At 46.7% G+C, this 19,821-nt stretch carries 22 protein-coding genes and 1 tRNA gene; 9 read left to right on the plus strand and 14 right to left on the minus strand.

The features are described 5' to 3' along the window. Window positions 1–13 precede the first annotated feature (13 nt). From EST55_RS03270 to EST55_RS03295, 6 genes are read right to left on the minus strand one after another with little or no spacing between them, the layout of a single operon-like run. Entirely contained in the window at window positions 14–733 is a 720-nt protein-coding gene (locus tag EST55_RS03270; protein WP_129496480.1) for a DUF1365 domain-containing protein, read from the minus strand. Beyond that, the gene (locus EST55_RS03275; protein ID WP_129496481.1) at window positions 730–2,004 is read right to left on the minus strand and encodes an FAD-dependent oxidoreductase; all 1,275 of its coding nucleotides are present in this window, start codon (window positions 2,002–2,004) and stop codon (window positions 730–732) included. Before EST55_RS03275 ends, EST55_RS03270 begins: the two co-directional genes overlap by 4 nt. Then, window positions 2,005–2,730 (minus strand): SDR family NAD(P)-dependent oxidoreductase, encoded by a 726-nt coding sequence (locus EST55_RS03280; RefSeq protein WP_129496482.1) that lies wholly within the window; start codon window positions 2,728–2,730, stop codon window positions 2,005–2,007. Next, a complete protein-coding gene (locus EST55_RS03285; protein ID WP_100692027.1) occupies window positions 2,727–3,161 on the minus strand; it encodes a nuclear transport factor 2 family protein in 435 nt (144 codons plus the stop codon). The genes EST55_RS03280 and EST55_RS03285 overlap by 4 nt, the downstream gene beginning before the upstream one ends. Further along, window positions 3,154–4,560 carry a deoxyribodipyrimidine photo-lyase gene (gene phrB, locus EST55_RS03290; RefSeq protein ID WP_129496483.1) on the minus strand — a complete coding sequence of 469 codons (1,407 nt, stop codon included), beginning with the start codon at window positions 4,558–4,560 and terminating at the stop codon, window positions 3,154–3,156. Before phrB ends, EST55_RS03285 begins: the two co-directional genes overlap by 8 nt. 12 nt (window positions 4,561–4,572) lie before the next feature. Further along, window positions 4,573–5,520 (minus strand): DUF523 and DUF1722 domain-containing protein, encoded by a 948-nt coding sequence (locus tag EST55_RS03295; protein ID WP_129496484.1) that lies wholly within the window; start codon window positions 5,518–5,520, stop codon window positions 4,573–4,575. Between the two features lie 158 nt (window positions 5,521–5,678). Between EST55_RS03295 and EST55_RS03300 the strand changes: the two genes are divergently transcribed. The 3 genes from EST55_RS03300 to EST55_RS03310 all read left to right on the plus strand — a co-directional run bounded on the left by EST55_RS03300 (window position 5,679) and on the right by EST55_RS03310 (window position 7,633). After that, the gene (locus EST55_RS03300) at window positions 5,679–6,260 is read left to right on the plus strand and encodes an LON peptidase substrate-binding domain-containing protein (protein ID WP_129496485.1); all 582 of its coding nucleotides are present in this window, start codon (window positions 5,679–5,681) and stop codon (window positions 6,258–6,260) included. A 121-nt stretch (window positions 6,261–6,381) separates the two neighbouring features. Beyond that, window positions 6,382–6,963: a sigma-70 family RNA polymerase sigma factor gene (locus tag EST55_RS03305; protein ID WP_240665227.1), complete on the plus strand. Its 582-nt coding sequence runs from the start codon at window positions 6,382–6,384 to the stop codon at window positions 6,961–6,963. Next, entirely contained in the window at window positions 6,953–7,633 is a 681-nt protein-coding gene (locus tag EST55_RS03310) for a ChrR family anti-sigma-E factor (RefSeq protein ID WP_129496487.1), read from the plus strand. Before EST55_RS03305 ends, EST55_RS03310 begins: the two co-directional genes overlap by 11 nt. A 26-nt stretch (window positions 7,634–7,659) precedes the next feature. Here EST55_RS03310 and EST55_RS03315 read toward each other — a convergent pair whose 3' ends face one another. The 7 genes from EST55_RS03315 to thrS form a co-directional block, all read right to left on the minus strand. Further along, window positions 7,660–7,953, minus strand: a complete 294-nt coding sequence (locus EST55_RS03315; protein ID WP_126751387.1) for an integration host factor subunit alpha — start codon at window positions 7,951–7,953, stop codon at window positions 7,660–7,662. 3 nt (window positions 7,954–7,956) lie between these two features. Then, window positions 7,957–10,344 carry a phenylalanine--tRNA ligase subunit beta gene (gene pheT / locus EST55_RS03320; protein ID WP_129496488.1) on the minus strand — a complete coding sequence of 796 codons (2,388 nt, stop codon included), beginning with the start codon at window positions 10,342–10,344 and terminating at the stop codon, window positions 7,957–7,959. A gap of 26 nt (window positions 10,345–10,370) precedes the next feature. After that, the gene (gene pheS / locus EST55_RS03325; RefSeq protein WP_053953834.1) at window positions 10,371–11,351 is read right to left on the minus strand and encodes a phenylalanine--tRNA ligase subunit alpha; all 981 of its coding nucleotides are present in this window, start codon (window positions 11,349–11,351) and stop codon (window positions 10,371–10,373) included. A 134-nt stretch (window positions 11,352–11,485) separates the two neighbouring features. Further along, on the minus strand, window positions 11,486–11,839 hold the full coding sequence (gene rplT, locus EST55_RS03330; RefSeq protein ID WP_053953835.1) for a 50S ribosomal protein L20: 354 nt from the start codon (window positions 11,837–11,839) through the stop codon (window positions 11,486–11,488). Window positions 11,840–11,853: 14 nt separating this feature from the next. After that, window positions 11,854–12,051 (minus strand): 50S ribosomal protein L35, encoded by a 198-nt coding sequence (gene rpmI, locus EST55_RS03335; RefSeq protein ID WP_053953836.1) that lies wholly within the window; start codon window positions 12,049–12,051, stop codon window positions 11,854–11,856. A 73-nt stretch (window positions 12,052–12,124) separates the two neighbouring features. Then, the gene (gene infC, locus EST55_RS03340) at window positions 12,125–12,670 is read right to left on the minus strand and encodes a translation initiation factor IF-3 (protein ID WP_129496489.1); all 546 of its coding nucleotides are present in this window, start codon (window positions 12,668–12,670) and stop codon (window positions 12,125–12,127) included. 22 nt (window positions 12,671–12,692) lie between these two features. Then, window positions 12,693–14,606: a threonine--tRNA ligase gene (gene thrS / locus EST55_RS03345; protein ID WP_129496490.1), complete on the minus strand. Its 1,914-nt coding sequence runs from the start codon at window positions 14,604–14,606 to the stop codon at window positions 12,693–12,695. A gap of 140 nt (window positions 14,607–14,746) precedes the next feature. On the opposite strand from thrS, the gene EST55_RS03350 reads away from it, so the two are divergent. Both EST55_RS03350 and EST55_RS03355 read left to right on the plus strand, forming a co-directional pair. After that, on the plus strand, window positions 14,747–15,637 hold the full coding sequence (locus EST55_RS03350) for a DMT family transporter (RefSeq protein WP_129496491.1): 891 nt from the start codon (window positions 14,747–14,749) through the stop codon (window positions 15,635–15,637). 23 nt (window positions 15,638–15,660) lie between these two features. Further along, window positions 15,661–15,870 carry a CPXCG motif-containing cysteine-rich protein gene (locus EST55_RS03355; protein ID WP_129496492.1) on the plus strand — a complete coding sequence of 70 codons (210 nt, stop codon included), beginning with the start codon at window positions 15,661–15,663 and terminating at the stop codon, window positions 15,868–15,870. Here EST55_RS03355 and EST55_RS03360 read toward each other — a convergent pair. Continuing rightward, window positions 15,864–16,472, minus strand: a complete 609-nt coding sequence (locus tag EST55_RS03360; RefSeq protein WP_129496493.1) for a riboflavin synthase subunit alpha — start codon at window positions 16,470–16,472, stop codon at window positions 15,864–15,866. The genes EST55_RS03355 and EST55_RS03360 overlap by 7 nt on opposite strands. A gap of 30 nt (window positions 16,473–16,502) precedes the next feature. Between EST55_RS03360 and EST55_RS03365 the strand changes: the two genes are divergently transcribed. The 4 genes from EST55_RS03365 to EST55_RS03380 all read left to right on the plus strand — a co-directional run bounded on the left by EST55_RS03365 (window position 16,503) and on the right by EST55_RS03380 (window position 19,815). Further along, window positions 16,503–17,546: a DUF3080 domain-containing protein gene (locus tag EST55_RS03365; protein WP_129496494.1), complete on the plus strand. Its 1,044-nt coding sequence runs from the start codon at window positions 16,503–16,505 to the stop codon at window positions 17,544–17,546. Between the two features lie 97 nt (window positions 17,547–17,643). Continuing rightward, a tRNA-Val gene (locus EST55_RS03370) sits at window positions 17,644–17,720 on the plus strand. Between the two features lie 217 nt (window positions 17,721–17,937). Further along, window positions 17,938–18,936, plus strand: coding sequence for an NADP-dependent oxidoreductase (locus EST55_RS03375; protein ID WP_129496495.1), 999 nt, complete (start codon window positions 17,938–17,940; stop codon window positions 18,934–18,936). 267 nt (window positions 18,937–19,203) lie between these two features. Further along, window positions 19,204–19,815, plus strand: a complete 612-nt coding sequence (locus EST55_RS03380; protein ID WP_129496496.1) for a DUF502 domain-containing protein — start codon at window positions 19,204–19,206, stop codon at window positions 19,813–19,815. Window positions 19,816–19,821 lie beyond the last annotated feature (6 nt).

Genomic DNA, 19,821 nt, shown 5'->3' on the forward strand with positions numbered 1-19,821 from the left:
TCCTTTACTAAGATTATTTTCCTGGATGACCGTAGAACGGTACCCGCTTTATAAATAGCTTTAACGCTTCCCAATAAATACCGCCGATTATTTTCAAAGCCATAACAGGCGTTTTCTTTAATACGCTGTGGATACTTTCTTGGTTTAGCGGTGAACGTAATAAATTCATACCAGCCACGAAGTCCTTTTCTTTCTGATGCGCACTTATTTGCACAAACAATTTTTCTGCAGGCGGCAGAATGCGCCAGTGGTAGGTCATATCGATGGGGTTAAAAGGCGATACATGAAACACCTTTTGGCTTGTGGGTTCCTTTTCGCTTAAATCGACTAAATAATAATGCCTCTGCAGCCAGGGGGTATTGCTGACTTCAGCCAGCATATAGGTATAAGTGCCCTGCTGATCTAAAAAGTAAAGGTTAACCGGGCTGAAAAACAAACCGAAGGTTCGAATGTTGCCGACAAACATAACCCGGCCATCTAGCTTTCTTCCCGCCAGCGCTGACATTTTAGACAGCGCTGCCTCATGTAAGGTGCCTGGCTCTTTTTTAAGGTAGTCTTTTCGGCGAAACCACAGCGGAGCAAAACCTTTACACGAAAACCAACGACTCAACTGATGAGCTTCTTTCAGCTCCGACAGATCAATTGCCCACTGAAAGAATTTATAATGGAACTCATGCTTTTTAGGTTTGTATCGGGCGTGGAATAAATCCCCCCAATAAATGCCACTTTTCATTGGTTGGGAACCTGCTCGCTATTCAAGCGGTTAACAACATCGATGGCGCTGCGTACCCCGTCTTCGTGAAACCCGTTGTACCAGTATGCGCCACAAAAATGCGTATTGCGCTTACCACAAATTCTGTCACGCTGCCCGCGAGCTTTCATTGACGACACTGAATATTGTGGATGGTCAAACGTCATGGTTTTTATGATTTTTTCAGGGTCTATCATTGCCGTGTTATTGAGCGTTACGCACAAAGTATCCTCACACTGAATGCCCTGAAGAATATTCATGTTGTAGGTCACCGAGCTGGGTTGCTGCTCTGCACCCTCATCGGTTCTCAGCAAATAGTTCCAGCTTGCCCATGCGCGCTTTTTCTTCGGTAATAAAGTGGTATCTGTATGCAACACCACTTCATTCGGTTGATAAGGAATACCACCGAGAATCGCCTTTTCATCATCAGTTGCGTCGCCCAGTAATTGCAATGTCTGATCGCTGTGACAAGCAAAAACAACCTCATCGAAAAACTGTTGCTTGCCGTCAGAAAACGTCAACGTCACCTGATCGGACTGACGCGTGACCGCGGTAATTTCGCTGCCCAGGTGTATACGCTCCGCATAAGGCTCTGTAAGCATGGGAATATAGGCTTTTGAACCGCCAACAAGCGTATGCCATTGCGGTCTGTCGCTCACGTTTAACAAACCATGGTTATTAAAAAAGCGCAGAAAAAAGCCTAACGGGAACGCTTCTGCGTCTGCCAATGTGGACGACCAAATGGCTGACACCATGGGTAGCAGATAATAGTCCGACACCGCCTGTGGAATATCGTTTTTTCTTAAAAACTCACCCAAAGTGACTTGATCCAGCGTCTCGCTGTCTTGCCCATACGCTTTTTTGGCTGCTTTGTTAAAAGCCAATATACCCGACACCAGACGGTAAAACTTAGGGCTGAAAAGGTTACTGCGTTGCGCAAACAGCGTGTTTAAATTGTGACCGTTGTATTCAAGCCCCGATTCGGGGTCAGTCACACTGAAACTCATTTCGGTGTCTCGCCATGCCACTTTTAACTCACGCAATAAACGCTTAAAACGTGGATATGTCTTGTCATTAAAGACAATAAAACCAGTATCCACCGCGTACATCGTATTATTGATTTTTACGTCATTAGTACAGGTGTGCCCGCCAATGCGGTCTCGCTTCTCAAACACACTTACTTCATGTTCTCGACTTAAATAATAGGCGCAGGTTAGCCCTGCAATACCACTACCTATAACTGCTATTTTCATTTACTGCTTCCTTGCCATGTATTCGGAAAGCTTCACTTGCATGCCTTCCGGAAGAAGTCCCATAAACTTGAGCATACCACTGAAAAGCTTCGGAAATGCGATATCTCTTTTGTTTTTGTCAATGCCGTTAATAATGGCTTTCGATGCGGTTTCTACGGTAACGCGCATTGGCATTTCAAAGTCGTTTGCGTCGGTCATCGGTGTTTTAACAAAACCGGGGGAAACACTTTGCACTCGAATACCGCGTTTTTTCAGATCCACTTCCAGGCTGCGCGTAATGTAGTGCATGGCCGCTTTCGAGCCACCGTAAGCCTGCGCTTTGGTGAAGGGCAGCAGCCGTGCCAAACTATCCACAATGACAAGCTTTGAGCCCTGCCCCATTTTCGGTAACGCCGCTTCCACGCAATTCATGGTGCCAAATACGTTCACCCGGAATACGCGCTCAAACATATCTGCGTCGAAGCTGTTAGTGTCCAAATACTCACAGACACCAGCACACAAAATAACGCGGTTCAACGTCTCAACACTACTCAAAGCCTCAATTGTCGCGTTCTTATCGGTAATATCAAACGCCAATGTGTCGATAAACTCAGGGTATTTAGACTGTACTTCTTCCAGTGCCTCCTGATTACGTCCACACACGATAACGTGTTCACTTCTTGCAGCGTAGTCCAATGCCAGTTGACGGCCGATACCTGACGACGCGCCGGTAATTAGAATGCTCATTCGCTGACCAACCTGCTTTTAATTTTATCAATAACGTAGCCAACCAACGGCACGTGTTCATAAAGCATTGCACCCAAGTCATAATAGTCGCGCTGCTCACGAATTTTGCCGTCTTCGAAGCTAATATAAGAAACGCCCGGCAGAATAACTTCCATACCATTGCCAATTTTGGGATGTGAGTAGCGCATCTGCCACGACAAATAGGCTCTTTCTTCGCTCACGCACTCATCATCAAATGTGAAATGACAGTACTCAACGTTCTCCATTGTGCCTTTAAAGTATTTTTTTAAGTCCTCTAGTCCAACAACCTGATGAATCGGGTCAGTGAAACTGACCTCGTCGTGATACATATCGTCCATGTCATCAAGGTTGTCGGTTTTTAATTCGTCGTAAAAAGACTTTAATGCGTCGACCAACTCTTTGTTATCCATGTTTCACCTGCTTAAAGGTTGTTAAAAAACGTTCGCGAGCCGCTTTGTGCTCGACGATCGGCGGATAATACTCAGTATTACTCATATTCTTGAGCCACTCATGTGGCCAATGGATGTGCTTATCTGGCACACTATCGAGCTCTTTCACCCATTTACGAATATAGGCCCCCTGCGGATCAAACTTTTCGCTCTGCCTAACCGGGTTAAACACTCGAAAATAAGGCACCGCGTCAGTACCCACAGAGGCGCTCCACTGCCAGCCTCCATTATTCGCCGGAAAGCTTCCGTCTATTAGATTTTGCATGAAATAAGCTTCGCCTTTACGCCAATCAATGAGTAAGTCTTTAACCAAAAAGTTAGCCGTTATCATGCGTAAGCGGTTATGCATCCAGCCAGTTTCATTCAGCTGACGCATACCCGCATCAACAATCGGGTACCCGGTCTTTCCTTCGCTCCATGCGATAAACCCTTTTTCGTCATCGCGCCATTGAATACTGTCCGTTTCTCGCTGGAAGCTTTCCCCTTTCGACAGTCTCGGCTCAAAGTCTATTAAGTGTTGATAAAACTCGCGCCAGGCCAGTTCGGTAAGCCAGGTATCGGGACCTTCCGGTAACCCGTACGGAAATTCCGGCGAGAACTGCTGCAATGCTCTGGCTGCAGTTACTGGTGAAATCGCGCCAATCGCAAGATAGGCAGAAAGCTCAGAGGTGTGGTTTTGATCAGGTCGGTCGCGACCAGCCTGGTAAACTTCTACCGAATGCCCTACAAACTGCCCCAGCTTACTTAAAGCCGCCTCTTCGCTAGCTGGATAATCTGATGAGTCCTGAGCTTTCAGCGAAACGTTCGGTAAAGGTTCGGGGTTAATGTTCGGGAAAGGGTTCGGTTTAAGCGGTGTGACGTCTGTTTCTTGAGCTAAAATCGCTCGCCAACGCTTGTTAAAAGGCGTGAACTTTTTATAGTACTCACCCTGCTGAGTTTTCACCATTCCCGGCTTAATAAGCAGGTTGCCATGGTGCTTACTCACCTCGACACCGTCATTTTCTAAAACCGCGGTTACCGCCCTATCGCGATTTTTTTCATCCAGCGCATATTCGGCATTAAAATACAGCTTATTGATATTATGCGTTTTACAAAATTCGCGAAGCGCACCACCTGCTTTTGAAAACTTACCAATATTTTTAATATGGAGTTTTATACCCAATGCCGCCAACTTTTCGTTGAGCACTTCGAGAGTACGCCACAAAAAGTCCTGCTTAATTGGTGCCCAATGGTGACACTGCCAGGTGTCCTCACACACCAGAAAAATCGCTTCAGGAGCTACCTCTGACTGGGTCGCCAAATATAATGCTTCGTTATCTAACGTACGTAAGTCGCTTCGAAACCAAATTGCCTTTTTCATTGGTTCTGCCCTTTATAGACCATAACGAAGTTTCAAATCGACCGGATACGGGTTCAGGTACCATTGGTTATCGAGATACGCTTTCGGAAACTCACGTAGATAGTGCTTTATAAGCGTTAGCGGTGACATTAACGGTAGAATGCCATCGTGATACTGCAAAATAATATCGCTGAGTTCTTCACGTTGTTGGGGGTCTAAGTCGCCTTTAAAATACCCTTGAATATGTTGTAACACATTGGTGTGGTTACGACGCGATGCTGGTTCCGATAATGCCTCCATGACGTTCCGAATATACTGCGTAGCAAACTCAGCATCGACAATTTCGGCTTCGCCCAGACGCTTGCCCAACTCTCTATAACGTTGCTGGTTGTGTGCTAACAGCAACAGTTTGCAGGAACTATGGAAGCTCAACAGGTTATTCTTCGTTGGCGTGTCCTCTATTTGCTTCCACTGACCGTAGACATAAACCCGCATAATAAAATTTTCACGCAGATGCGGATCATTTAAACGACCGTCTTCCTCTAGTGGCATGGCCGGGTTATTTTCTTGCAGACGAGAAGCAAAAATACCAGTAGCTTCTTTGCGGGCATGTCCTGTGTCGGGATCATAAAGCTTCACACGCTCCATTCCACAACTGGGTGACTTTGCGCAAAGAATGTAGCCACTCAGATCTTTTGCCTTAATCTGAATTTTATCAGCAAAGTCAGACAGCTTCGTTGTGACTATTTCACCAGTTTTCGGTACGACCGCTTCAACGGTCTCGCTGCCGTCGTTAGCGTGCTTTTCCAATCGAATCGTGGGTCTGGGCACTGGCATGCCAATGCCGACTTCGGGACAAAAACGAACTAAATCAATATGACGAGTCAGCTCATCGGTCGCAAACGCAGAGCGCTTATGACCGCCATCAAAGCGAACCTCATCGCCCATAAGGCAAGAGCTAATACCAACTTTTAAACGCACTGTGCTTCCCTCTTATAACGTCATTCCAGTATTGTGCTGGTTTAATTTACGGCGCTTTGTAAAAAATAGTTTCGTTTCTTGTAACAAAAATAGATCCAACTTTGATTTAACGCACGTAGAAGAGGGTAATTAACACGAGTTCAGCGGAAAGAGGTGTTATGTCGTTGTCTGAGCAGTTACCGATTTTTCCCCTCACCTCTCAAGTATTACCTGAGGGGCGTATGAAGCTGCGTATATTTGAGCCTCGCTACATTCGTTTGGTTAAGGACTCATTGCAACGCGACGCGGAGTTTGTCATAGCCATGTTTGATAACGACAAGTCACCGGCGGAAGACGACTACATTCGTCCTTATGGCACTTCGGTAAAAATCATCGATTTTGAGCCACGCGACGACGGTTTGCTTGGTATTACTGTCGAAGGTCAGAGCCGAGTTCGCATTCTTGGCCATTGGTTAGAGTCTGATAATTTGAGAGTTGGCAACATTGAACACTTACCAGCTTGGCCACAAGCAGCTTTGCCGGACTCTTGTATAAACCTAAAAGAAAAGCTTCAGGAAGCTTATGAAACCTATCCTGAGCTCTCTGAATTACTGCCAGATTTAAGCTACGACAGGCTTGACTGGCTTTGCTCGCGCTGGCTTGAAATTCTCCCACTCGACACAGACACGAAACAATCTTTAATAAAAGAGGAAAGTTGTCTAAAAACGCAGGAATATTTGCTAAACTTAATGGGCAAATAAATAAATTTCTGTCATCGAGTGATCCGAATATTCGGAGCTTAAGTATTAATTGGTACATTGTGGAAAGATAGCAGGTCTAATTATGCAGATGGTGTCAGGAAGAACATCGACTCGGGGGTCTATGAATACCACCCAAACAGACGCTGCAGAACGCGCAGCCGAACTGCTTGCAAGTATAGCTGAAACTCGAAGCCGAGCGGCTTTCAGTGAACTGTTTCGACATTTCGCGCCCAAACTGCAATCTTACGCAACACGGCAATTTGGCAACGAACAAACCGCCATGGATCTCGTTCAGGAAACCATGACGAATGTTTGGCATAAAGCGCATTTGTTTAAGCCAGATAAAGGTTCACCGTCAACTTGGATATTTACCATTGCTCGTAATATTCGTTTTGATCTTTTACGTAAAAACAAAAAACGTAAAGATGACATCAGTGCCGATGAACTTTGGCCTATTTTGTCAGAGCAGAACGACAATTTAGACGATGGTTACAGTTTGGACAACGACGTGTTGATGCAGGAAATTTCGCAATATTATGCGCAACTTCCAGACGCTCAACGTATTGTCATTGAAAAAATTTACATTGAAGGTAAGTCACAGCAGGAAGTTTCTGATGCTCTTGGCGTGCCTTTAGGGACTATCAAGTCCCGAACTCGTTTAGCACTTAAGAAATTAAAAGAGTTGATAGTCAATGATGATTAAATCGCACCCGGGCGAAGCCCTTTTATACCAATACGCTGCAGGTGATTTAAGTGCAGCCATGACGATAGTCGTAGGGACTCACGTCGATATGTGTAAGGCGTGTCGTCGAACGGTGTGCGACATTGAACAGAAATTGTGTGAGGATAACCTGGACACTATTGTCAATGTGGCTAACCACGCGATGACCAAAAGTCAGTGTGACCAAATGCTCGAAGCTATTTTTCAGTCTTCGGTTTGCAACAAAGTAGAAAACGAGCCTAACGATATCTTATATCTTGAAGGTCGCCGTTTCACACTACCGAGAACCTTGGCGCACAATAGTCACCGTATTGGCGACTGGTCAAAATTGGTTGGGAAACTATGGCGAGCGCCGCTGACGCTTGAAAATGGTAACCAGACGAACCTAATTTATATGGCGCCTGGTGCCAAAGTTCCTGAGCATACACACAAGGGTCAGGAAGCAACACTGGTGTTGGATGGTGTGTTTAATGACGAAAAAGATGAGTATAAAGACGGTGACTTTGTGTTGCTTGATCCATCAAAAACACATACACCTGAAACTCAAGAGCAAGACTGTCTGACGTTAGCAACTCTGGATGCCCCACTGCATTTCACCTCAGGCATCAGTCGGTTACTTAACCCATTCAGCAGCTTATTCTTTAGAGCTTAAGCGCTGCAATAAAAAAGAGCCTGATTTTACTCAGGCTCTGCATTTTCTACACGACTCTTAAATTTCTGCCCTGGTTTAAAGCTCACCACACGGCGAGCTTTAATTGGGATTTCTTCACCCGTTTTAGGGTTTCTTCCCGGACGTTGGCCTTTAGTTCGCAGCTCAAAGTTACCAAAACCTGATAATTTGACCTGCTCACCACTCTCCAAAGCAGCGCGTATTTCCTCAAAAAATTCTTCAACAAGCGCTTTAGCGTCTTGTTTACTAATACCGTGTTTCTCGAACAGGACTTCCGCCAATTCTGCTTTGGTTAGCGCCATAGTTTAATCCCTCAGTGTTGCATTAAACTCACTTTCTAAGGTTTCTACAAATTGAGTCATTATTTCGGTAACGTCGACCTCTTCTAACGTCTTGTCTGCATCCTGTAATGTTACAGACAATGCTAAACTACGTTTGTTCTCTGGCACACCGTCACCTTCGTATACGTCAAATAAGTTTAGGTCAACTAACTGTTTTACGCCAATATTTTCCATCGCAGCTAAGAGTTCACCCGCCGCAATATGCTTATCAACGATAACGGCTAAGTCACGACGAATACTCGGATAACGCGACACAGGCTGGGCTGCCGGAATACGACGTACAGCTATCGCGTCCAGCTCAATTTCAAACACAAAAGCACGCTGATTTAAGCCTAGCGCCTTTTCATGCTGCGGGTGCAAAGCGCCCATGAAACCGACTTTACGCTCACCTTTATAAATTGCCGCAGACTGCCCTGGGTGCAAAGCATCGTGCTGGTCAGCCACAAAGCGGAATAAATGCGCCTCGCCTGTCTTTTCCAATAAAGCTTCAACGTCGCCTTTTACATCGAAAAAGTCGACCGCACGCTCACCTTCCGACCAGTGTTCAGTATGTGCTTTTCCGGCACGAATACCGCCAAGCACCGGCTCCTGACGAACGCCGTTCTCAGCGCTTTCATCTGGAATAAAACGTAAGCCTGTTTCGACAAACGCCAATACCGCCTGCTGACGTTTCTGGTTGTGCGCAACAGCACCCGCCAACCCAGGCCACAAGCTGACACGCATAGACGACATATCGACCGAAATTGGGTGCGGCAAGGTTAATGCTGCGGTTTCGTTAAACAACATGGCCTGATGCTTCGGATCAACAAAGCTGTAAGTAATGGCTTCCTGATAACCTCGCTCAACCAGCGCATTCGTTAAAGTATGGCGGCTAACCGAAGCTTCTTTGCGATCAGTCATGCGAAGCTGTGCCGCCGGCGCCGCTGCCTTAATCGCATTGTAACCGTACACACGCGCCACTTCTTCAATTAAGTCTTCTTCAATGGCGATGTCGAAACGGTATGACGGAACCTGAACCTGCCATTCGCCGCTGTTATAGGTTGCTTCCAGACCCAGACGCTGAAGAATTTCTGTTACTTCGTCATCGGCAATTTGCACGCCCAGCACTTTGGCCAAACGAGCGCTGCGTAGCTTGACGTTCGCACGCTCGGGAAGATGCGTTTCAGAAACGGCTTCAGTAACCGGCCCTGCTTCGCCGCCACAAATCTCCAGCAATAACTGCGTTGCACGTTCCATAGCCGTGCGTTGCAATTGAGGGTCAACACCACGCTCGTAGCGATGAGAAGCATCCGTATGCAGACCAAAACGACGCGCTTTACCTAAAATTGCGTCCGGTGCAAAGAACGCACTTTCTAAGAAAAGGTTTTTGCTTTCAACGGTCACACCACTGTCTTTACCGCCGTAGACACCAGCCATTGCCAATGCTTTTTGTTCGTCGGCTATCACTAAGACGTCTTCATCCAGCTCAACTTCTTCACCATCTAGCAGCGTCAGCTTTTCTTTAGCCGCCGCCAAGCGCACGTGGATATCACCCTCCAGTGTATCTAAGTCGAACGCGTGCATTGGGTGCCCCAACTCGAGCAGTACGTAGTTGGTAATATCGACCACAGGGTCAATACTACGGATGCCACTACGACGCAGCTTTTCACTCATCCAGATAGGTGTTGGGCGTGACACATCAATGCCTTTAATAACACGACCTAAATAACGTGGGCACTGCTCCGGTGCGTCTAAATGAATCGCCTTTTGCTCATCAACTTTGGCTGCAACGTCCTTAATTTCAGGCTCGTTAACATCCATTCGATTCAATACACCCAGCTCACGAGCAATACCACGAACACTCAAACAGTCACCGCGGTTTGGTGTTAAATCGATATCAATGCTGTGGTCTTCAAGGCCTAAATACTCTCGGTAATCTTTGCCTACTGGGGCATCTTCCGGCAACTCGATAATACCTTCATGGTCGTCAATTAAGCCCAGCTCTTTGAACGAGCAAAGCATACCGTGTGACGGATGCCCACGTAGTTTCGCTTTTTTAATTTTGAAGTCGCCCGGCAGAACTGCGCCAACCTTAGCGACAACCACCTTAATACCCTGACGACAGTTTGGCGCACCACACACAATGTCTAGCAACTCGCCGTCGTTGGTGTTCACTTTGGTAACCTGCAACTTGTCCGCATCGGGATGAGGGCCACACTCGACCACTTCACCCACCACAACTGTATGGAAGTCTGCTGCAACTGGCTCGACGCCGTCGACTTCAAGGCCAGCCATGCTCAGCTGCTCGCTAAGCTCGTTGCTGTCTACGGCTGGGTTAACCCACTCTCTTAACCACTGTTCACTTAATTTCATGCTGCAAATGCCTTCTGAATTCTGGATTAGTTGAATTGTTTTAAGAAACGTAAGTCGTTTTCGAAAAACGCACGCAGGTCGGTTACGCCGTAGCGCAACATGGTTAGGCGCTCAACGCCCATACCAAAGGCAAAGCCGGTGTATTTTTCCGGGTCAATGCCAACCGCTTTCAACACGTTAGGATGCACCATGCCGCAGCCCAGTACTTCTAACCATTTACCGTCTTTACCCATGACATCCACTTCTGCTGAAGGCTCTGTAAATGGGAAGTACGACGGACGGAAACGCACTTGCAATGACTCTTCAAAAAAGTGAGTCAGGAAATCTTCTAAAATGCCTTTTAACTGCGTAAAGGATACGTCAGTGTCTACCATCAAGCCTTCGACCTGATGAAACATTGGGGTGTGGGTCTGATCGTAGTCGTTACGATAAACGCGACCAGGCGAAATAATACGCAATGGCGGCTTTTCCACTTCCATGGTACGAATTTGAACACCCGAAGTCTGAGTACGCAGCATCGTTGAGGGAGTAAAATAGAAGGTATCGTGGTCTGCACGAGCCGGATGGTTCGCCGGAATGTTCAATGCATCGAAGTTATGGAAACCGTCTTCCACTTCAGGACCTTCTTTAACACTAAAGCCCAAATCACCAAAGAACTGTTCAATACGGCGAATAGTCTGCGTAACCGGGTGGACACCACCAACCGCAGAGTTGCGTCCAGGCAATGTGACATCAATACGCTCTGCCTCTAGCTTGGCTTTTAGCTCTTCGGCTTTTAGCAACTCTTTGCGCGAATTGATGCTGGTTTGAACCTGTTGCTTAGCTTCGTTAATTTTTTGGCCGGCTTCGCGACGCTCTGACGGGTCAAGTTTTCCTAAGCCTTTTAACAGCTCTGTTAATTGGCCTTTTTTCCCCATGTATTGAACACGAACGTCATCCAACGCTTGCGGGTTATCCGCATTGGCGATGGCCGCTTCGGCTTGTGCGACGATTTCCTCTAATTGCATTGTTTCCCTCAACACTGACAATAGGCTTTTATAGCGTGATTTTTAAAGGCGTTATTCTATCAGAAAAACGATCAAAAAAGGGAGCCTAATGGCTCCCTTTGAAATCTGTTTAAACGAACTTAAAAAGTCGTTGTTTACAGTGCGCCTTTCGCTTTCTCAACCAAAGCAGCAAAGCCGTTTTGATCGTGAACTGCGATATCAGCAAGGATCTTGCGATCGATTTCTACTGATGCTTTCTTAAGGCCGTTGATAAAGCGGCTGTAAGACAAACCGTTTTGACGTGCCGCAGCGTTGATACGCACAATCCATAATTGACGGAATTGACGTTTCTTGTTGCGACGGTCACGGTATGCATATTGACCTGCTTTAGTGACTGCCTGTACCGCAACGCGATAAACGCGACTACGGGCACCATAATAACCTTTCGCCTGCTTCAGGACTTTCTTGTGACGCGCTCTCGCGATTACACCACGTTTTACTCGTGCCATTTGCTAATCTCCTCTTATGCGTACGGTAACATACGATCGACTAATTTAATGTCCGCTTCGTGGACCATGCTCTTAGCACGCAGCTGACGCTTACGCTTAGGAGTTTTCTTAGTCAGAATGTGACGCAAGTGAGATTGCTTGCACTTATAACCGCCTGAAGCAGTCTTTTTGAAGCGCTTAGAAGCGCCTTTGTTTGATTTCATTTTTGGCATGAAATTAAACTCCGCATTGTTGATTGAAAGTGTGAAAGGGTGAGACAGCAAGCTGCCTACTTGTAAACCACGATCACTTCTTAACCGGTGCCAGAACCATAATCATCTGACGACCTTCGGCCCTTTTAGGGAACGACTCAACAGTTGAGATTTCTTCTAAGTCCGCTTTAACACGGTTTAGCAATTCAATACCCAACTCTTGGTGTGCCATTTCCCGGCCACGGAAACGGATAGTGACTTTAGTTTTGTCACCTCCCTCGAGGAAGCGACGCAGGTTGCGCAGTTTTACCTGGTAGTCGCCCTCATCTGTGCCAGGTCGGAATTTAACTTCCTTAACCTGAATCTGTTTCTGCTTTTTCTTTTGCTCTTTCTGTTCTTTACTCTTCTCGAAGAGGAACTTGCCGTAATCCATTAAGCGGCAGACAGGTGGCTCCGCGTTAGGGCTCATTTCCACCAAATCAACACCAGCTTCTGCTGCTGCATCAAGAGCCTCGTTAATACTGACGACACCAGCTTGTTCACCATCGGTTCCGATTAAGCGAACTTCATCAACGCCCGTAATTTGGTCGTTGATACGGTTTTTATCTGCAGCTTTTTGAGTTCTTTTTCCGCCTTTAATGGTTTATTCCTCCAACTAATTATTAAATTTTGCGTGTACGTACTTCGTCTTCAATTTTTGCAATGAAGTCTTCCAGAGCCAGTTTACCCAGGTCTTCACCGCTACGAGTACGAACCGCAACCTCGCCAGCTTCGACTTCTTTATCGCCGACAACCAGCAAATAAGGAACTCGTTTAAGAGTATGCTCACGGATTTTAAAGCCAATCTTCTCATTTCTCAAGTCAGCCGTGGCACGAATTCCCTTTTCATTCAGTGATTTTACCACCTTTTTCACATAATCGCTCTGATTATCGGTGATATTCATCAAAACAACCTGTGTCGGTGCTAACCAAACCGGGAAATGTCCGGCGTATTCTTCAATAAGAATACCCATAAAGCGTTCCAGCGAGCCCAGAATAGCACGGTGAATCATCACCGGAGTATGACGCTCGTTGTCTTCACCCACGTAGGTAGCGCCTAAGCGGCCTGGTAGTGCAAAGTCCAGCTGAATCGTCCCGCACTGCCAAGCACGGCCTAAGCAATCGAACAAAGTAAATTCAATTTTCGGACCGTAGAATGCGCCCTCGCCTGGCAGGTATTCAAAGTCGATATCGTGCGCTTTCAGTGCGTCGGCCAAGGCTTTTTCACTGCGATCCCAGGTTGCATCGTCGCCTAAACGCTTTTCAGGACGCGTTGACAGTTTTACGTCGATTTTGTCGAAACCAAAGGTTTCATAGGTCTCGTAAACCATCTTAATACAGGCTGCGACCTCAGGCTGCACTTGGTCTTCAGTACAGAAAACGTGCGCGTCATCCTGAGTAAAGCCACGTACACGCATCAGACCATGCAATGCCCCAGAAGGTTCATTTCGATGGCACGATCCAAATTCTGCCATGCGCAACGGTAAATCACGGTAAGACTTCAAACCCTGGTTAAATATTTGTACGTGCCCCGGGCAGTTCATAGGCTTAACGGCATATTCACGGTTTTCTGAAGCGGTCGTGAACATCAAATCAGAGAACTTCTCCCAGTGGCCTGATTTTTCCCACAGCACACGGTCCATCATCATTGGACCTTTTACTTCCTGATAGTCGTACTCACGCAGTTTCTCGCGCACAAAGTCTTCGAGTTCACGGAAAATAGTCCAACCATTGTGGTGCCAGAACACCATACCCGGCGCTTCTTCCTGCCAATGGAATAAGTCCTGGTTCTTACCAATTTTACGATGGTCGCGCTTTTCTGCTTCTTCCAGGCGCTTCAAATAGGCTTTTAATTGTTTTTTGTCTGCCCAGGCTGTGCCGTAAATACGCTGCAACATTTTGTTATCAGAGTTGCCGCGCCAATACGCACCGGCCATTTTCATCACTTTAAAGTGCTCGCAGAACTTCATGCTAGGCACATGCGGACCGCGGCACATATCAATGTATTCTTCGTGATGATAAAGCGCCGGACGAGAGTCGGTTGGAATATTCTCGTCTAAAATCTCAGTTTTGTAGGGTTCGTGGCGGTCTACGAAGGTTTCACGCGCCTCTTTCCAACTGACGTTCTTTTTAATGACTTGGTAGTTGGTTTTCGCCAACTCCTTCATCCGCTTTTCAATTTTCTCTAAATCTTCGTCGGTGAAGGTATGGTCAACGTCGATATCATAGTAAAAACCGTTGTCGATAACCGGACCAATCGCCATTTTCGCGTCCGGCCACAGCTGCTTAACCGCGTGACCCATTAAATGCGCGCACGAGTGACGAATAATATGCACGCCGTCATCGTCTTTCGGTGTGACAATTTCTACTTTAGCGTCGTGTTCAATCATATCGCAGGCGTCGGCCAACTCACCGTCGATGCGACCAGCAACAGTCGCTTTCGCCAGACCAGGCCCGATATCCATAGCGATATCCATGATTGAAACCGGTTTATCAAATTCGCGTTGACTTCCGTCAGGGAGAGTAATTACAGGCATGAAACTTCCTTCCTATCCAGTGGTGACACCTACCAAGTGCCACATGCTCTATTTATTGAAATTTGGTGCGTTCGGTACCATCGAACGCAAGACGCTACTATAATCGACCGCTTACTTTTGAGCAACCTTAGAGCCTTTCAATGTCAGAGTTTACGGCCGAAATAACCGGACAACTTGCCGCCTTACTGGCCGCTAGCTTTTGGGCGGTCGCTACGATTTTATATCACCGTGCGGGTAGTCATTTTTCGCCACTACAAATGAACTTGGTTAAAGGCGTTATTGCTACCCCCCTGTTATTTATTGTTAGTTTGTTGCTGGGTAATTCTCTGGTCGTAAGCTCCGGTTTCTGGGTATTAGCGCTAAGCGGCGTTATAGGTATTACTATTGGTGACAGCTGTCATTTTGCTGCGTTACGCAGACTCGGGCCCTGGCACGCGATGCTGCTTGAATATTTAGCTCCGCCGCTGGCTGCTTTTATGGCCTGGGTATTTTTAACCGATAGCCTCTCTACCATTGAAATAACCGGCGCTGTTATCACGTTAAGTGGCGTGCTATGGGTGGTTACTGAAAAAGCACCAGACAAACAGCCGGCTCTTTCCTTGTCAGGGATTTTTTTCGGGTGCGGCGCGGCATTGTGTCAGGCAACCGGACTGGTCATGGCTTTTTCCGTATTACAAAGCGAGCAAATGAATGCCATTGACGCGGCCTTTGTTCGACTTGCTGCAGGCTCTATTTTACTTGCTGCCATTGTCGGCCTGTCAAAACAAGGAGCCTACAAAGCTATCATCAAACAGTTTCGCACCATTAACCCCTTGCCACTGCTAGGCGCCATTGTTTTTGGCACCTTCCTGGCTATTTGGTTACAACAGGTATCTATTGCCAATATCAACCCGGGCCTCACCCAAACACTGCTCTCTACCGCGCCTCTCTTTTTAATACCGATTTCTTTACTGAAAAAACAACGTATTACCGTGCGCTCAGCCACTGGTGCCTTGGTATCATTAGGCGGAATAGCTATTTTATTTCTATAGTAAAAGAAAATAAGGAGCTCTGTATGAACGAAGAGAATTTAAAAAGCGTCCCCGTGAAATGCCCGCATTGTGGCCACAATACCTTTTTGGATGTTGATGCGTCAGAGGGAAACCAGGACTATCAGGAAGAGTGCTCGGCCTGTGGTGATCTCATTCATGTGCAATTACAAGTCGATGAAATTAACCAACAGGCGCGCATTAAAGTCGACGGTAACGATGAGCAATTTTACTGACGTTTCGCCAACACTCGCTCTACCGTATCAACCGTTGTTATCGTCTGCTGGTCAAGCTCAATGTTGACCTCTGAGCCAGCTTCGCATTCACCTAAATTGGTAATGCGTAAGGTTTCTGGAATAAGGTGTAAGGAAAAGCGATTGTTTTCAACCTGACCAATGGTCAAACTGGCACCGTTGACGCTGATAAACCCCTTATCAAACAGGTAGCGACTGTGCTTTTCCGGTATTTGTATCCACATCGCGCAATTGTTTTCTGACAGCTGAACTTCAGTTACTTCGCCCTTACAGTGAATATGTCCAGACACACCGTGGCCGCCGATTTCATCACCAACCCGCAGTGAACGCTCGAAATTAACCTTGTCACCTTCTTTCAACTTGCCTAAGTTGGTTAGACGCAGGGTTTCATCGATAACATCAAAATGCACCTGTCTGTCACCGAATTCAACGACCGTTAAACAGCAACCGTTAATCGCTATACTGGCACCAATAGCTAAGTCTTTTAAGAATTTAGGTTCAGTTTCGACCGCAATATGTCGAAAAGAAGTTTGGTCAGAGACTGAAAATATCGTAGCTTGTGTTTGAACAATACCTGTAAACATGAACCACCCGTGTGACAAGGAACCGGAGAAATGACTCGAAGTGTACTTATTTTTAAGCCCGTTGGCTATGCACTCATTGCCTTTAGCGCACTGAGTATGGCCGCCTGCTCCGACAAACCCGGCTTAACCGAATACGCAGACACGCTACATAGTGAAGTACACCAAACACTCGAGTTACCTGCGCGTTCTATAACACCTGAAAAGCCAGAACTTCAGTATCCGGCAAAAAGTGAACTAAAACGTGACACCTCGCGCACCAGCCTTGGTCTTATGGACAGTATGCGCTTGAATCATTGTAGGCTGGGTCAGGAAATTGCTGAAAACAACAGCTCGCTGGGCAAATTAAAAGACGGCTTCAGCAGGTATCATGCCGACTTAACCATGATACAAGCACTAAAAGAGTGCATTGAACACCCTGAGTCTGGCGATATTAAACCCCAGTTAGAAGAAGCGTTAACACACAAACAGTCGCAGTTAAATGCCAGCCTCGCCAATGCCTTTGCCTACGAAGAAGGCCTGCGTAAAGCGCTGTCTATTGGCAACAATTCTCTGCCACAAATTCATGTCACCGAGTACAACTATGCCGTTAACGCGCTAGAGCGCTTCACCCGAATTTTAGAGCGTTGGAATTACACAAAAGAAGCGGATGATCCGTCCGAGATGATAAAAATGCTGGGCCGACTTGAACGCAGTAACTATTTACCCGACTTATTCAGAACCATGCTGGACTATGCACACAAGCTAGAGGCCATGCGTGAACAGTTACCGGAAATTCCAGAGTTCCTGCACTGCCGTAATGGAAACGTTCCAAAAAAAGCCGAGCAATTGCGCGACGCGTTTAACCACATATACATAAAAGAAATGCAGGGCGACATTGCCGAAGTGATTGAGCAACATCAGCGGCTCTTAATGACCCTTGAAAACTTACAAGGAATAGCTCCGCAGCCAGCGCTGAAAGACTATATTGCAGAGCTCGGTAAGCTCAGCAAAGTATTGACCGATGCCACTGTTCATTTTGTTCGCCCCTGGCAGCGTTTTTACAGCGCGTGTAATTTCACCCCTGCGCCTGACTAGAAATTCGACAAACAGTGACTTTTTGCAAAAAATGACTTGCACGAGCGGCCGCAAATAACTAATATACCGCCCGTCTTCACGACACACCTCAAAATGTGCGTCCTTAGCTCAGTTGGTTAGAGCGCTGCCTTGACATGGCAGAGGTCGGTAGTTCGAGTCTACTAGGACGCACCACTTTTCTAAGCTTTACCATCAGGCTTCTTTTAAATTCATTTTTAACGTTTCTATTCAAACAAACAGTAATAACCTCGGGCAATGTCGGACTTCTCCTGCTAAATCATTTTTTCTAAACAGAGTTCAATCAATTCAAACACCCGTTTATTTTCCTTTTACCTAGGCAAGCCTCAGCGTTAAGCTAATGGGACACAATAAAGACGTAATAAGGAACAACATGACAACTTACAAAGCGATTAACCTGGTCAAGCGCCCAAACCCGGGCCCTGTCAGTGCCGATATTTTTGAAGTGGTGGAAAAAGAACTACCAACAGTTAACGACGGTCAGTTTTTAATTAAGCAAACTCACATGTCGCTCGACCCCGCAATGTTCGGTTGGATGAGCCCGGATACCGAAAGTTACATCCCACCGGTTGAGCTCAATACTGTCATGCGCAGCTCGGGCGTTGGTGAAGTCGTGGAAAGCAAGCATCCGGATTTCTCCAAAGGCGACCGTGTGATGGGCATGATGGGCTGGCAAGAATACGCGCTAAGCGACGGCCAAGGCATTAATAAAGTACAAGCTGACGTGCCCGACGAAATGGTACTTTCCGTGTTTGCCCTACCTGGTTTAACCGCCACCCAAGGTTTATTCAACGTCGGCAAACCAAAATCTGGTGAAACCCTGGTAGTCACCGGTGCAGCTGGCTCTGTGGGATCCATTGTCGGGCAGCTGGCTAAAGCTGACGGCTTGCGGGTAATTGGCGTGGTCGGCAGCGACGAAAAAGCCGAATGGATAACCAACGAATTAGGCTTTGACGGCGCTATAAACTACAAAACCGACGACTTAGACGCCGAACTGAAAGAGCTAACGCCCGAAGGCATTGACTTGTACTTTGAGAACACCGGCGGCCCTATTCAGCATCACGTCATGCAGCGCATGAATGCCCACGGTCGTATTGTGGTCTGCGGCATGATAGCCGACTACGACAAAGCTGAACCAGCGCCCGGCCCAAGCTGGATCCCCATAATTAAAAAGCGCCTAACAATTCAGGGGTTCACCATGCCCGATCACTTCCATGAAGTGCCTAGTCTACTGGAAAAACTGACCCCGTATGTCATGGGCGGCAAAATCAAATACCGCTCGCATACGCTGGAAGGGCTCGAATCTGCTATTGAAGGCTTAAACCTGTTCCTAACCGGGGACAATAAAGGGAAGTTGCTGGTTAAACTGTAATATTAGTAATAGATGTTATACCACCATCTTGTTCATGAATTGCCCGCACTTTACGTGCGGGCTATCAGTAACCGTCCGGCGCTGAAAGATGCTATACCATAATAAATTTATCTAAGTTCGTTATTTCCGCTGAACAGCGCTAACGCGTAGCCCGTCCCTTTTATCAGTTGTGTATTAATCTCCTCTTACATTAACAAACCGTAAAGAATTTCACGAACGGTAAAAAAACGCTAAGCTTGTATCCGAACCTCATAAAAAAGCAGGCTTATGAAAAAAATACTGAATTACTTTCTGAAGGGCTTGGCAATCTTACTGCCGATAGTCATTACCGTTTACCTCATTCGCTGGTTGCTGGTCACCATTGAGCAGTCCCTAAAACCGGTTTGGATGGCGCTCGGTGGTGACGCTTACTATTTCCCAGGTCTCGCGTTTATAAGTTTCTTAGTACTTGCCCTACTCGTTGGCTTTAGTTCTCGTTGGAACCTGTTCAATTCTATTTGGCAGTTGCCGGGCAAACTCATGAACAAAATGCCGCTGCTGCGAAGCTTATACGGCACGGTTAATGACGTTTTTGAAATGATGTCAGGTAAGGACTTTGCCGATGAGTCCGTTGTGATGGTGACATTACCAAACAGCAATACAAAACTAATAGGCATTGTGACGAAAAAAGCAGGTGCTAGCGACGACAAGCTATCGGAAATTCTCGATGACGAACAAGTCGCCGTCTTTTTGCCGATGAGTTACAACGTTGGTGGTTACATGATTATGGTGCCGAAAGACTGTGTTGAATCACTCGACATGAAGCCGGCAGAAGCCTTACAACTGACTATTAGCGCTGGTATTGGCAAGAACCATAAAAAAAGCGGCGCTAACTCATAGCGCCGC

The sequence above is a fragment of the Idiomarina sp. 29L genome (assembly GCF_004123135.1).
Lineage (GTDB): Bacteria > Pseudomonadota > Gammaproteobacteria > Enterobacterales > Alteromonadaceae > Idiomarina.

What these genes read in the sequence shown, in the direction of transcription:
- pheT (WP_129496488.1), bottom strand. Translation starts at nt 10,344, where the DNA reads ATGAAATTAAGTGAACAGTGGTTAAGAGAGTGGGTTAACCCAGCCGTA.
- EST55_RS03360 (WP_129496493.1), bottom strand. Translation starts at nt 16,472, where the DNA reads ATGTTTACAGGTATTGTTCAAACACAAGCTACGATATTTTCAGTCTCT.
- EST55_RS03310 (WP_129496487.1), top strand. Translation starts at nt 6,953, where the DNA reads ATGATGATTAAATCGCACCCGGGCGAAGCCCTTTTATACCAATACGCT.
- rpmI (WP_053953836.1), bottom strand. Translation starts at nt 12,051, where the DNA reads ATGCCAAAAATGAAATCAAACAAAGGCGCTTCTAAGCGCTTCAAAAAG.
- EST55_RS03315 (WP_126751387.1), bottom strand. Translation starts at nt 7,953, where the DNA reads ATGGCGCTAACCAAAGCAGAATTGGCGGAAGTCCTGTTCGAGAAACAC.
- rplT (WP_053953835.1), bottom strand. Translation starts at nt 11,839, where the DNA reads ATGGCACGAGTAAAACGTGGTGTAATCGCGAGAGCGCGTCACAAGAAA.
- EST55_RS03355 (WP_129496492.1), top strand. Translation starts at nt 15,661, where the DNA reads ATGAACGAAGAGAATTTAAAAAGCGTCCCCGTGAAATGCCCGCATTGT.
- pheS (WP_053953834.1), bottom strand. Translation starts at nt 11,351, where the DNA reads ATGCAATTAGAGGAAATCGTCGCACAAGCCGAAGCGGCCATCGCCAAT.
- EST55_RS03270 (WP_129496480.1), bottom strand. Translation starts at nt 733, where the DNA reads ATGAAAAGTGGCATTTATTGGGGGGATTTATTCCACGCCCGATACAAA.
- EST55_RS03380 (WP_129496496.1), top strand. Translation starts at nt 19,204, where the DNA reads ATGAAAAAAATACTGAATTACTTTCTGAAGGGCTTGGCAATCTTACTG.
- EST55_RS03275 (WP_129496481.1), bottom strand. Translation starts at nt 2,004, where the DNA reads ATGAAAATAGCAGTTATAGGTAGTGGTATTGCAGGGCTAACCTGCGCC.
- EST55_RS03305 (WP_240665227.1), top strand. Translation starts at nt 6,382, where the DNA reads ATGAATACCACCCAAACAGACGCTGCAGAACGCGCAGCCGAACTGCTT.
- phrB (WP_129496483.1), bottom strand. Translation starts at nt 4,560, where the DNA reads ATGAAAAAGGCAATTTGGTTTCGAAGCGACTTACGTACGTTAGATAAC.
- EST55_RS03365 (WP_129496494.1), top strand. Translation starts at nt 16,503, where the DNA reads ATGACTCGAAGTGTACTTATTTTTAAGCCCGTTGGCTATGCACTCATT.
- EST55_RS03280 (WP_129496482.1), bottom strand. Translation starts at nt 2,730, where the DNA reads ATGAGCATTCTAATTACCGGCGCGTCGTCAGGTATCGGCCGTCAACTG.
- EST55_RS03375 (WP_129496495.1), top strand. Translation starts at nt 17,938, where the DNA reads ATGACAACTTACAAAGCGATTAACCTGGTCAAGCGCCCAAACCCGGGC.
- thrS (WP_129496490.1), bottom strand. Translation starts at nt 14,606, where the DNA reads ATGCCTGTAATTACTCTCCCTGACGGAAGTCAACGCGAATTTGATAAA.
- EST55_RS03300 (WP_129496485.1), top strand. Translation starts at nt 5,679, where the DNA reads ATGTCGTTGTCTGAGCAGTTACCGATTTTTCCCCTCACCTCTCAAGTA.
- EST55_RS03285 (WP_100692027.1), bottom strand. Translation starts at nt 3,161, where the DNA reads ATGGATAACAAAGAGTTGGTCGACGCATTAAAGTCTTTTTACGACGAA.
- EST55_RS03350 (WP_129496491.1), top strand. Translation starts at nt 14,747, where the DNA reads ATGTCAGAGTTTACGGCCGAAATAACCGGACAACTTGCCGCCTTACTG.